The following is an 11,563-nucleotide window of genomic DNA, read 5'->3' as shown; positions in this document are numbered from 1 at the left end:
TCAGGCAGTCGGGTGGGTGGGACGGCCGGGGCTCAGGCCGCCGCGTCGGCGAGCGACCGGGCGGCGCCGTCGCGTCGCGGGCGGCCGGCCCTGGCGCGGGCGACGCGCTGCACGATCCCGCGCAGCTCGGCCTCCTCGACGCCGTCGCGCGCCATGACCAGACGAACCAGGGGATCGGCGAGCATCTCCTCGAGCGTCGCTTCCTGCATCGTCATGCTGCCAGTCATGATCCGTACCCTCCGCATCGCGAGCATCATGCTCGAGAGATATCCATCCTATACGAGCAATGCGACGGCGTCATGTCGCTTGCCGGATGGTTTTCGGTCACCGGCCTCCGCAGCGGCCGCCCGCCGCGGCGTCGGCCGGGTCGCGGACGGTCCGGGCGCCGCCGGGCTGCCTCCTAGGCGGTGCCGGCGGCCGTGTCGCCGCTGCCCGGCCGGGTCGGGCCGCGCTCGGCTCGGGCACGCGCGCTGCGCCGGAAGATCCGTCGCAGCTCCTCTTCCTGGACGCCGTCGCGGCTCATCACGAGCTTCACGATCGGGTCGGCCAGCATGTCCTCGACTGTGGGTTCCTGGAGCAGGGTGTGAACCGCCATCCTGGGCCTCGCCTTCACGTCAGACTGAACCTCGCCCCCGCCTCACGAAGGTCGGATGGCTTTGCGGCGGCATCGTGTCGAGGCCCTGGCGCCTTCTGTCCCTGCGGCGTTTTCGTCGTGGCGCCGCCGCCGCGGGCCAGCCCGCCAGACGCATTCTATTTGCGAACGATTCTTATTCGCGATAACGTCCGCCGCGGCACGACGAACGGGAGACGGCGGCGGCATGATGAGCAGACGGGCGCTCGGCAACTGGTACCTGGTGCACAAGTGGACCAGCCTGGTCTGCACGGCCCTCCTGCTGCTGCTCTGCGTTACCGGGCTGCCGCTGATCTTCTACGAGGAGATCGACCAGCTGACCGGCCGGCACCCCGAGGCGGCCGCGCTGCCGGACGGCACGCCCCCGGTCCTGCTCGACCGGATCGTCGCCACGGCGCGCGCCGCCCATCCCGGCGACCTGGTGCTCTACCTCGGCTTCGACGCGCACGCGCCGCTGGTCGGCGTCACCACGGCGCCGAGCTACCAGCCGGCGAGCGCCGACTTCCACTCCCAGACCTTCGACGCCCGCACCGGCGAGCGGCTCGCCGTGCCGCCGTTCAACGAGGGCGTCATGTGGGTCTTCTACAAGCTGCATACCGACCTCTATGCCGGCCTGCCGGGCAAGCTGTTCCTGGGTTTCATGGGCCTGCTGTTCGTCGTCGCCCTGGTCTCCGGCGTCGTGGTCTACGGCCCCTTCATGCGCAAGCTCGAGTTCGGCACGGTACGTGCCGACCGCAGCCGGCGCCTGAAGTGGCTCGACCTGCACAACCTGATCGGCGTCGCGACCCTGGCCTGGGCCCTGGTGGTCGGCGCGACCGGCGTGATCAACACGCTGTCGACGCCGATCCTGGGCCTGTGGCAGCGCGGCCAGCTGGCCGAGATGACCGCGCCCTACCGCGACAGGCCTCTGCCCGCGACCCTGGCCTCGATCGACCGGGTGCTGGCGACGGCCGCCACCGCGGCGCCGGGCATGGCGCCCGCCTTCGTCGCCTTTCCGGGCACGCCCTATTCGAGCCGCCACCACTACGCCGTCTTCATGCACGGCGACACGCCGCTGACCGCGCGTCTGCTCAAGCCGGTGCTGGTCGACGCCGAGACCGGGGCGCTGACCGCGAGCCGCGAGCTGCCCTGGTACGTCACGGCGCTGCTGGTCTCACAGCCGCTGCATTTCGGCGACTACGGCGGGCTGCCGCTGAAGGTCCTCTGGGCACTGCTCGATCTCGCGACCATCGTCGTGCTGGCGAGCGGGCTCTATCTCTGGCTGGTGAAGCGGCGGCGGCCGGCCGGGCGGGAGGCGAGGATCGCTGCCGCCATCCCTGGGGAAGTGCCAGCGGAATGAGCGGCTGGCACCTGCCGCCGCTCGGGCTGTCGCGGGTCTGGGACTGGCCGCTCGCGCTCGGCCTGCTGTCCGTCGCGGGGCTGGTTTCGGCGCTGGTCGGCGAGCACGGCCTCTGGCTGGCGCTCTGCTGGCTCGGCCTCGGGATGCCGCTGCTGGTCGTCGCCCGCTACTGGCTCTGGCCGAGCGCGCCGCGCCGCCGCTGAGGGCGGCGCGGGCAGGACCGCCGCATCGGGGGTCCGCTCAGCGCGCGCCGACGATCGCCAGGGCGATGCCGGTGGCCGCGACCGCCAGGCCGACCGGGATGGTGACGATCTGCACCGCCGCCTCGCTGCCGTGCACCACGCCGGTCCAGGTCTCCAGCCGCGCGCGGGCGAAGTCGGCGAAGCGCCGGCCGGTCCTGGCGGCCGCCGGCGCGCGGCCGGTGCGCCACATGACGATCGGCGTGCCGGCGTACATCACCAGGAAGCCGAGCGAGATCGCCAGCATCATCATCGCCTCGGGTGCGCCCAGGAAGACCGCGCCGTAGACGGCGACGATCCACAGCGCCGCGCCGAAGGCGACTCCGTAGACCGCCGGGTGGATCTCCTCGCCGAGGCTGCGCTCGTTGAGCGGCGGGGCCGCCGCGGCCGGAGCCTCGACCAGACGCGGCGCCGGGCGCAGGGGGGCGAGCCCGGCGGGCGCGTCCCCCTGCGCGGCGGGCAGCGGCAGGCCGGCGGCGAGGCCGGCGTCCAGGTCGGCCGGGCCGATCGGCCGGCGAAGGGCTTGAACGGACATGATCCCACTCCTTCTCGATCAACGGTTGGCTCGATCAACGGTTGGCTCGATCAACGATCGGCAAGGTCGGGCGACGCGCCCGTGCCGCCGAAGGCCGGCGACAGGCCGGGCTTGTAGAAGAGGGCGAGCTGCAGGCTCTCGGCGATGCGCTCGGCGCGCTCGACGAAGAGGCCCGCCACCTCCGGCTCGCAGAGCTCCGCCGCGGTCTCGCGGAACAGGCCGAGCCAGGCCTCGAAGTGCTCGGGAGCGATCGACTTCAGGCGCAGGTGCGCCGGCACCGGCTTGCCCTTGTAGCGGCCGGTCATGCGCATCACCGAGGACCAGAAGGCGAACATCTTCGCCAGGTGCGGCTCCCACTCCTCGCCGATCGCGGCGGCGAAGATCGGCCCGAGTGCCGGGTCCCGGCGCACCTTGCCGTAGAAGCGGCGCACCAGCCGCTCGATCAGCGCCTCGGTCACCGCCGGATGCACCGGCAGGCGCAGCGGATTGGGGTGCAGGCGGGGCGCGTCCATGGCGGGAACCTCAAAATAGGTATTTTATATGCCTCTTTAATCGGAAGCTATTGCACCGGTCGGCCAAAAGCAATACCTGTAATGCATCTTTTTTCGCGAGCGACGACCATGCAGCTGACCCGCCACAGCGACTACGCCCTGCGCCTGCTGATGCGCCTCGCCCTCGCCCCCGACGAGGTCGTCACGATCCAGGAGATCGCCGAGGCCTACGGCATCTCGCGCAACCACCTGATGAAGATCGCCCTGGAGCTCGGCCGCCACGGCTTCATCGAGACGCTGCGCGGCCGCGGCGGCGGCCTGCGCCTGGGCAAGGCGCCGTCGGAGATCCGGCTCGGCGCCGTGGTCCGGGCGACCGAGGACAGCTTCGCCCTCGTCGAATGCTTCGACGCCGACCACAACCGCTGCGTCATCACCGGCGCCTGCCGTCTGCGCGGCGCCCTGCGCGAGGCGCTGCAGGCCTTCCTGGCGGTGCTCGACGGCTACACCCTGGCCGATCTGGTCGCCCGCCCCGCCGCGCTGCGCCGGCAGCTCGACCTCGCGCCGGCGGCGGCTCAGAACCCGTAGAGACGGGCCGGGTTGTCGACCAGGATCCTGCGGCGCAGCGCCTCGTCGGGCGCCCAGTCGAGCAGCACGTCGAGCAGCTCGGCGTCGTCGGGATAACGCTCGCGCGGCACGCCGACGTGCGGCCAGTTGCTGCCCCAGAGCAGCCGGTCCGGCGCCGCCGCGACCAGCGCCCTGGCCAGACGCCCGACATCCTCGTAGAGCGGACCGCCGCGCCTAGAGGTCTCGTAGGGCGCTGCCAGCTTGACGTAGACGTCGCCGCGCCCGACCAGGCGCAGCAGGCCCTGGAAGGCCGGGTGCTCGGGCGGCACCGGCTCCAGGAACTTGCCGATGTGATCGACGACGTAGGGCCCCGGCAGCGCCGTCAGGGCGGCCTCGTGCGCGAGGAAGTCGCGGCCGTCGAACTGCACGATCAGGTGCCAGCCGAAGGGCCGCACCCGCTCCGACACCGCGGCTATGCGGTCGAGGCCGACGGCGCCGCCCGGCAGGTTCATGATGCGCGCGCCGCGCACGCCGGCGGCGGTCAGGCGCTCCAGCTCGGCCGCGCCGGTCTCGGGCGTCACCACCGCGACGCCGCGCGCGCAGGGGCCGAGCTCGCCCAGCGCCTCGACCAGGCAGGCATTGTCGGCCTGGTAGGCGTTGCCCTGCACGACCACGACCCGCTGCAGCCCCAGCCACTGCTGGATCCGCCGGTAGTCGGCGACCGTCGCCTCCTGGGCCGGCGGCGGCGGCCCGCCGGGCCGGCCGGCGTGGCGGCGGGTGTAGATGTGCATGTGGGTGTCGGTCGCGCCCGGCGGCGTCTGCAGCCGCGGCGCGCGCCCGGCCAGCGGGCGCGGCTGGTTCTCCGGCCACATGGCCTCAGGCCTCCCGCGCCTTGAAGCGCTCCAGCGCGGCCCGCTCGACCTCGATGCCGAGGCCCGGCCCCTCGGGCACGGCGACCCGGCCCTCGCGGTGCTCGATCGGTGCGGTCAGCACCGCCTGGCGGAAGGGGTTGTCGGTGCGGTCGAACTCGAGCAGCGGCTCGCGCGATTCGTGGCGCGGCGGCACCGGCGGCAGCACGGCGAGGTACTGCAGGGCGGCCGCCAGCGCGACGCCGGTGCCCCAGACGTGCGGCACCAGGCGCAGGCCGAAGGCGCTGGCCATGCCGGCGATGCGGCAGGCCTCGGACAGGCCGCCGACGCCGCAGACGTCGGGCTGCAGGATGTCGACCAGCCGGCTGGTCATGACGTCGCGGAAGCCCCAGCGCGTGAACCAGGTCTCGCCGCCGGCGACCGGGATCGGCTGGCCGGCGCGCACCGCGCGGTAGCCCTCCAGGTCCTCGGGCACCACCGGCTCCTCGAACCAGCCGATGTCGCAGGCCGCGGCGGCGCGGCCGAGCGCCACCGCCTCGAGGGCGTCGTAGCCGTGGTTGGCGTCGATCATGAAGCCGGCCTTCGGGCCGATCGCCTCGCGCACCGCGCGGATCGCCGCCAGGTCCTCCTCGACGCCGTAGCCGATCTTGATCTTGACCGCGGAGAAGCCCTCGCGAACGTAGCCCGCCGTCTCCTCGGCGAGGTAGGCCGGCCGGTCCCCGCTCATGCGCCGGAAGGCGCCGGTCGCGTAGGCCGGAACCTCCTTGCGGAAGGCGCCGCCGAGCAGCTGGTGGACCGGCGCCTCGAAGCGCTTGCCCTTGAGGTCCCAGAGCGCGATCTCGATGCCGCTCAGCGCGGTCACCACGAGGCCGCGCTGCCCCTGGTCGCGGAACTGGCTGTAGAGATGCAGCCAGAGGCGCTCATGGTCGAGCGCGTCCTGGCCGAGCAGCAGCGGGCGCATGGCGGCGACCACGGCGGCGTTGAGGCGCATCGGCCCCAGGCACTCGCCCCAGCCGCTGGTGCCGTCCTCGGCGACCACCTCGACCAGGCAGGCATGGCGCGCCTCGAAGCGCGAGAAGGAGGACTCGAAGAAGTCGTGGAGGCGATGCTCCAGCAGGTGCGTGCGGACGTCGGCGATGCGGGTCGAGGCGGCCATGGCTGAAGCCTACCGGCCCGCGTAGCGCCGGACCAGCGGCTCCAGCATCCGGTGCTCTTCCTCGCTGAGGTCGGTCAGCGGCGGGCGCACCGGACCGCAGTCGCGGCCGATCAGGCGCACGCCGGCCTTGATGATCGAGACAGCGTAGCCTTTGCCGCGGTCGCGGATCCGCGCATAGGGATAGAAGAAGCCGGTCAGCAGCTCCTGCATCGCCGCCTTGTCGCCGGCGCGCATCGCCTTGTGGAAGGCCAGGGCCATCTCCGGCAGGAAGTTGAAGATCGCCGAGGAGTAGGTCGAGACGCCGGCCGCGTCGTAGGCCTCGGCGAAGAGCTCGTGGGTCGGCATGCCGCCGACGTAGACGAGGCGGTCGCCCAGCGTCGCGGTGACCTGGCGGACCAGGCCGATGTCGCCGGAGCCGTCCTTGAAGCCGATCAGGTTCGGGCAGGCCTCGGCGAGGCGCGCCAGGGTCTCCGCCTTGAGGATCGAGTTGTCGCGGTTGTAGACGATGACGCCGATGCCGATCGATCCGCAGACCGCCTTGACGTGGGCGTAGAGACCCTCCTGCGAGGCGCCGATCAGGTAGTGCGGCAGCAGCAGGATGGCGTCGGCGCCGGCCTGCTCGACCGCCTGGGCCAGCTCCGAGGCCATGCGCGTGCCGTAGCCGCAGCCGGCGATGATCGGCACGTCGCCGGAGACGTCCTTGGCGGCGCGCGTCGCCTCGCAGACCTCGGCGGCGGTCAGCGAGAAGAACTCGCCGGTGCCGCCGGCGGCGAACAGCGCCGCGGCGTCGAAGCCGGCCAGCCAGCCGACGTGCTCGCGGTAGCGCTCGGCATCGAACGAGAGGTTCGCGCGGAAGGGGCTGACCGGGAAGGACAGCAGGCCGCTGCCGATCCGGGCCTTGAGGGCGTCGTGTTCCATCGTCTCGGGTCCAGCTTCGAGGGGCCGCCCGGGCAGGGCCGCCGGGCTGCCCGTACGATATGTCGTCGTATTATGCAGTCAAGTCATATGATGACTTGACTGCGGAGGAAGAGCGGATTGGGCGGCCTTCCGGGTCGCCCCCTCTTTCCCCTGTCATCGTCGCTCCGCCCTCCCCTCGTCATCCCCGCGAAAGCGGGGATCCAGAGAACAGAGCCGTTCGCACCGAGGATCGCCGGTCCGCGCCCGCGACACCCTCCTCTGGATCCCCGCTTTCGCGGGGATGACGGTTGAGAGAGAGAGAGAGAGAGAGAGAGAGAGAGAGAGAACGAAGAAGGAGAGCGGCAGGACGAGCGGACAGCCCCTCCCCTTTACCGCCCGTCGCGGCGCAGGCGCTGGTAGCGCTCGAGGCTGCCCTTGAGGTGGACGCGCATGGCCTCGCGCGCGGCCTCGGCATCGCCGCGGCAGATCGCGGTCATGATCTGCTCGTGCTCCTCCTGGATCTGGCGCACGTAGGCCGGGGTGCGCACCGGCGAGGGGCCGCCAAGCTGGGAGCGCGGGATCGTGCGCCGGCCGAGGAACTCGAAGAACTCGCCGAAGTGCCGGTTGTTGGTCGCGTCGGCGACCGCCAGGTGGAAGGCGAAGTCGGCGTCCTCGGCCGCCTCGCCGCGCGCCATGGCGGCGGCGATCTCCTCGAAGCACTCGCGGATCTTGGCCTCCTGGGCCGGCGAGCGGCGCTCGGCGGCGAGGCCGGCCGCCTCGATCTCGACGGCGGCGCGCAGCTCCAGCGCCTCGATCACCGAGGAGATCTTACCGGCGTCCTCGCTCAGCAGGCTGAGGCCGGGCGCCGGCCTAGCCGGCTCGCGCACGAAGACGCCGATGCCCTGGCGCGGCTCGACCAGGCCGTCGGCGCGCAGCCCCGCGATCGCCTCGCGCACGACGGTGCGGCTGACGCCCAGCTCGCGGATCAGCGCCTGCTCGGTCGGCAGCTTGTCGCCGGGCTTGAGCCGCCCGCTGCGAATCCGCTCGCGCAGGTCGGCGACGACCATCTGGGTCAGGTTGCGGCGCGGCCGTTGCGCGGTCCGGGGAGCCGACAGATCCGTCATCTCATTCTCCGATCGGGCAGTCTCCGCACTATAGCCGCAGCCGGCGATTGACGCTCGTCAGGCTAATTCATATGATGTCTGATGTCTACAAACAGCAAGACGGCAGACTTGCCGCTGCGTCGACCAAGGCTCACGAGGGAGGAAATGACATGCGCAAGCTAGCAATACTGGGGCTCGCCGCGGCGGCGCTGACCGCCGGCATGGTGCTGGCGTCGGCACCGGGCCAGGCCAAGGAGTGGCGCGGCTGGAACATCCACGTGCCCGACTATCCGGTGTCCAAGGCGATGGACGCCTTCACCGACATGCTCGCCAAGCGCTCCGACGGGCGCATCACGGCCAAGACCTACCATTCCGGCGTGCTCGGCACCCAGCCCGACGCGATCGAGCAGGTCCGGCTCGGCGGCATCGACTTCGGCGAGTTCAACCTCGGCCCGATGGGCCAGGTCGTGCCGACCGCCGACGTCGTCTCGCTGCCCTTCATCTTCAAGAACATGGACCACATGCATCGGGTCATGGACGGCCCGATCGGCGACGAGATCAGCGCGGCGATGGCCGAGAAGGGCTTGGTCGCCCTGGCCTGGTACGACTCGGGCGCGCGCTCCTTCTACAACTCCAAGCACCCGATCTACACGCCGGCCGACCTCAAGGGCATGAAGATCCGGGTGATGAACAACGACCTCTTCGTCGGCATGGTCGAGGCGATGGGCGGCAACGCCACGCCGATGGCCTTCAGCGAGGTCTTCCAGTCGCTCAAGACCGGCGTCGTCGACGGCGCCGAGAACAACTGGCCGTCCTACGAGTCGACCAACCACTTCGAGGTCGCCAAGTACTACTCGGACACCGAGCACCTGATCATTCCGGAGTGCGTCTGCATCAACAAGGGCCTCTGGGATTCGCTGTCGCCTGCCGACCAGAAGCTGGTCAAGGACGCGGCGCGCGAGAGCGCGGTGCTGCAGCGCAAGCTCTGGGCCGAGCGCGCCGAGGACAGCCGCAAGAAGGTCGAGGCGGCCGGCGTCAAGTTCAACAAGGTCAAGGACAAGGCGATGTTCCAGGCGGCGATGCAGCCGGTCTACGACGCCTTCCTGAAGCAGCACCCCGACCTCAAGAAGCTGGTCGAGGAGATCAAGGCGACCGACTGACCTCCCGGGCGCCCCTGGGCCGGCCGGACCGGAGTCCGGCCGGCCCTTCCGTGTCCGATCCCCTGGTCTCCAGTCCCCCTGGTCTCCAGTCCCCCTGGCCTCCAACCGCCGTCCCGCCGGAGTCCGTCGCCGATGACCACCCCGCCGCCCCCGAGCGCCCCATCCCCGAGCGCCCCGCCCCCGAGCTTCTCGCCCGCGGACGAGAGCGCGCCGGAACGGGCGCTCGACCGGGCCCTCGACCTGCTCGCCCGCTGCTTCAGCCTGCTCTCGGGCTTCTGCCTGGTCGTGCTGATCGCGATCTTCGGCTGGCTGGTGTTCGGCCGCTACGTGCTCAACGCGACGCCGACCTGGGCCGAGCAGCTCGGCCTGCTGCTGATCGCCGTCATCACCTTCTTCTCCGGCGCGGTCGGCGTCCACGAGCAGCGCCATCTCTCGGTCGACTTCCTGCGCGACGCCCTGCCGCGCGGCCCGCGCCGCCTGCTGCTGGTCGCCGGCGACCTGGTGATGGCGGTCTTCGGCCTGCTGATGGCGGTCAACTCCTGGGATCTCGTGCTCTTCAAGTGGTCGACGAAGATCCCGCTGCTCGACCTGCCCGAGGGCCTGCGCAGCCTGCCGCTGACCATCTGCGGCGCCCTGCTGGTGATCTTCGCCGGCAGCCGCGCGCTGCGCCGCGCGCTCGGCCGCTACCCCGACGACGAGCACCTCTTCGACCCGCTCGACGCGCTCCAGGCCGAGGCCGGGCCGCTGCACGCGCCAGAGATGCCCCCGGGGCTGCCTCCGGGGCCGCCGGGCGGCGCCGCCCCGGACCGGAGGGCCTGAGCCATGGGTCTCGCCCTGCTGCTCGGCGTCTTCGCCCTCTCGGTCGCCATCGGCATCCCGGTCGCCTTCGCGCTCGGCGTCGCCGCGGTCGCGACCTTCGCCCACGAGGGGCTGCCGCTGCTGATCGCCTTCCAGCGCATCCTCTCGGGCATCTCGGTCTTCTCGCTGCTGGCGATCCCCTTCTTCATCTTCGCCGGCGAGCTGATGCTGCACGGCGGCATCGCCCAGCGCCTGGTCCAGCTCGCCGCCGCCGCGGTCGGCTCGATCCGCGGCGGCCTGGGGCAGGTCAACGTCTTCGCCTCGATGCTGTTCGGCGGCATCTCCGGCTCGGCGGTCGCCGACGTCTCGGCGCTCGGCTCGATCCTGATCCCGGTGATGAAGGACAAGGGCTACGACGCCGACTACGCGGTCAACGTCACGGTGACCTCGTCCCTGGCCGGCATCATGATCCCGCCGAGCCACAACATGATCCTCTACGCCGTGGCGGCCGGCGGCGGCATCTCGGTCTCCAAGCTGTTCATGGCCGGCGTCGTGCCGGGCGTCATCATGTGCATCTGCCTCGCCGTCGCCGCCTATGTCGTCGCGGTCCGGCGCGGCTACCCGGCCGAGCGCTTCCCCGGCTTCCGCAGCCTGCTGCTCAGCGCGATCACGGCGATCCCCGGCCTGTTCACCGCGGTGATCATCGTCGGCGGCGTGCTGTCGGGCGTCTTCACCGTCACCGAGTCGGGCGCCTTCGGCGTCATCTACGCCCTGGTCATCACCGCCCTCGCCTACCGCGAGCTCAGCTGGGCCAAGTTCCGCACCGCCGTGCTGCACTCGGTCCGGACGACCTCCATGGTCATGGTGCTGGTCGGCTGCGCCACCGCCTTCGCCTACCTGCTGGCGCTCTACCGCGTGCCCGAGCAGCTGACCAGCGCGCTGACCTGGATCTCCGGCGACCCGACGATCATCCTGATCATGCTGAACCTGATGCTGCTGGTCCTCGGCATGATCATGGACATGGCGGCACTGATCCTGATCTGCACGCCGATCTTCCTGCCGGTCGTCATGTCCTTCGGCATGGACCCGATCCAGTTCGGCATGATCCTGATGATGAACCTCGGCCTCGGGCTCTGCACCCCGCCGGTCGGCGCCTGCCTGTTCGTCGGCTGCGCGATCGGCGACGTGAAGATCGAGCGCGCGGTCGTCACCATCTGGCCCTTCTACATCGCGATCCTGGTCGCTCTCATGCTGACCACCTTCATCCCGGCGATCTCGATGACCCTGCCGACCTGGCTGGGGTAGAAGGGTCGCGCGACGATCGAGAGATCTTGACCACGGACCGGCTCCCAACGGCTTCATGGTGAGCCTGTCGAACCACGAAGCCGTTCCGGCACGGTCCGTGCCGGTTTCGATTCGCCCTTCGACAGGCTGTTCAGACCGGGGACATAGTGGACACCCGTTCGGGGACATTGTGGACGGGTTTGAGCTCAGTCTGCTCGGTGAGGTCGAGGGACGCCAGCTTCTGATGGCAGAAGAAGATGTCGAGGCGTCCGTCGATCTGGGTGGGGCGCAGGGCGACCGGGGTGCCACGGAAGGCCTTGCCGATCTTGCGGCGCCGCCCGCGGTAGCTGATCCAGCCGTTCTGGTCGACCCAGCGCACGACGTCCTCGGGCTCGTACTCGATCGCCGGCAGGCGCTCGGGCAAGGCCCGCCGGCTGGGCTGGTAGCGCTCGACGGGGACCTTCATGCCGATCGCCTCGTGCGGCCGCTCCAGGTTG

Annotated in this window: 14 protein-coding genes and 1 pseudogene; 6 read left to right on the top strand and 9 right to left on the bottom strand. The window is 71.1% G+C overall.

From position 1 onward, the window contains the following. Positions 1 to 32: 32 nt before the first annotated feature. On the bottom strand, positions 33 to 227 hold the full coding sequence (locus B9O00_RS27450) for a hypothetical protein (RefSeq protein WP_143596366.1): 195 nt from the start codon (positions 225 to 227) through the stop codon (positions 33 to 35). 173 nt (positions 228 to 400) lie between these two features. Next, on the bottom strand, positions 401 to 595 hold the full coding sequence (locus tag B9O00_RS32740; protein ID WP_143596365.1) for a hypothetical protein: 195 nt from the start codon (positions 593 to 595) through the stop codon (positions 401 to 403). Between the two features lie 223 nt (positions 596 to 818). On the opposite strand from B9O00_RS32740, the gene B9O00_RS27445 reads away from it, so the two are divergent. Then, complete coding sequence (locus B9O00_RS27445) at positions 819 to 1,970, top strand: PepSY-associated TM helix domain-containing protein (protein WP_200808681.1); 1,152 nt, start codon at positions 819 to 821, stop codon at positions 1,968 to 1,970. Further along, positions 1,967 to 2,173, top strand: coding sequence for a hypothetical protein (locus tag B9O00_RS27440; RefSeq protein ID WP_085125921.1), 207 nt, complete (start codon positions 1,967 to 1,969; stop codon positions 2,171 to 2,173). The genes B9O00_RS27445 and B9O00_RS27440 overlap by 4 nt, the downstream gene beginning before the upstream one ends. Positions 2,174 to 2,210: 37 nt before the next feature. On the opposite strand, the gene B9O00_RS33210 is transcribed toward B9O00_RS27440, so the two are convergent. Together B9O00_RS33210 and B9O00_RS27430 are read right to left on the bottom strand one after the other, a co-directional pair. After that, positions 2,211 to 2,744: a hypothetical protein gene (locus B9O00_RS33210; RefSeq protein WP_085125920.1), complete on the bottom strand. Its 534-nt coding sequence runs from the start codon at positions 2,742 to 2,744 to the stop codon at positions 2,211 to 2,213. 50 nt (positions 2,745 to 2,794) lie between these two features. After that, complete coding sequence (locus B9O00_RS27430) at positions 2,795 to 3,256, bottom strand: group III truncated hemoglobin (RefSeq protein ID WP_085125919.1); 462 nt, start codon at positions 3,254 to 3,256, stop codon at positions 2,795 to 2,797. Positions 3,257 to 3,364: 108 nt separating this feature from the next. On the opposite strand from B9O00_RS27430, the gene B9O00_RS27425 reads away from it, so the two are divergent. After that, positions 3,365 to 3,820 (top strand): Rrf2 family transcriptional regulator, encoded by a 456-nt coding sequence (locus B9O00_RS27425; protein ID WP_085125918.1) that lies wholly within the window; start codon positions 3,365 to 3,367, stop codon positions 3,818 to 3,820. On the opposite strand, the gene B9O00_RS27420 is transcribed toward B9O00_RS27425, so the two are convergent. From B9O00_RS27420 to B9O00_RS27405, 4 genes are all read right to left on the bottom strand, one after another. Further along, positions 3,808 to 4,671 (bottom strand): amidohydrolase family protein, encoded by an 864-nt coding sequence (locus B9O00_RS27420; protein WP_085125917.1) that lies wholly within the window; start codon positions 4,669 to 4,671, stop codon positions 3,808 to 3,810. The genes B9O00_RS27425 and B9O00_RS27420 overlap by 13 nt on opposite strands. A gap of 4 nt (positions 4,672 to 4,675) precedes the next feature. Then, complete coding sequence (locus B9O00_RS27415) at positions 4,676 to 5,824, bottom strand: mandelate racemase/muconate lactonizing enzyme family protein (RefSeq protein WP_085125916.1); 1,149 nt, start codon at positions 5,822 to 5,824, stop codon at positions 4,676 to 4,678. A 9-nt stretch (positions 5,825 to 5,833) separates the two neighbouring features. After that, entirely contained in the window at positions 5,834 to 6,742 is a 909-nt protein-coding gene (kdgD, locus tag B9O00_RS27410) for a 5-dehydro-4-deoxyglucarate dehydratase (protein WP_085125915.1), read from the bottom strand. 368 nt (positions 6,743 to 7,110) lie between these two features. Beyond that, positions 7,111 to 7,845 (bottom strand): FadR/GntR family transcriptional regulator, encoded by a 735-nt coding sequence (locus B9O00_RS27405; protein ID WP_085125914.1) that lies wholly within the window; start codon positions 7,843 to 7,845, stop codon positions 7,111 to 7,113. A gap of 149 nt (positions 7,846 to 7,994) precedes the next feature. On the opposite strand from B9O00_RS27405, the gene B9O00_RS27400 reads away from it, so the two are divergent. The 3 genes from B9O00_RS27400 to B9O00_RS27390 all read left to right on the top strand — a co-directional run bounded on the left by B9O00_RS27400 (position 7,995) and on the right by B9O00_RS27390 (position 11,087). Continuing rightward, on the top strand, positions 7,995 to 8,984 hold the full coding sequence (locus B9O00_RS27400) for a TRAP transporter substrate-binding protein (protein WP_085125913.1): 990 nt from the start codon (positions 7,995 to 7,997) through the stop codon (positions 8,982 to 8,984). A 132-nt stretch (positions 8,985 to 9,116) separates the two neighbouring features. Beyond that, positions 9,117 to 9,803 (top strand): TRAP transporter small permease, encoded by a 687-nt coding sequence (locus B9O00_RS27395; protein WP_085125912.1) that lies wholly within the window; start codon positions 9,117 to 9,119, stop codon positions 9,801 to 9,803. A gap of 3 nt (positions 9,804 to 9,806) precedes the next feature. Then, on the top strand, positions 9,807 to 11,087 hold the full coding sequence (locus B9O00_RS27390; protein ID WP_085125911.1) for a TRAP transporter large permease: 1,281 nt from the start codon (positions 9,807 to 9,809) through the stop codon (positions 11,085 to 11,087). 130 nt (positions 11,088 to 11,217) lie between these two features. Here B9O00_RS27390 and B9O00_RS33205 read toward each other — a convergent pair. Further along, positions 11,218 to 11,563, bottom strand: a pseudogene (locus tag B9O00_RS33205) (IS481 family transposase); the annotation flags it as partial.

Source organism: Tistlia consotensis USBA 355 (assembly GCF_900177295.1).
Lineage (GTDB): Bacteria > Pseudomonadota > Alphaproteobacteria > Kiloniellales > DSM-21159 > Tistlia > Tistlia consotensis.
The sequence above is the reverse complement of the archived record's forward strand: the minus strand, read 5'-3'. Positions and strand labels throughout refer to the sequence as shown.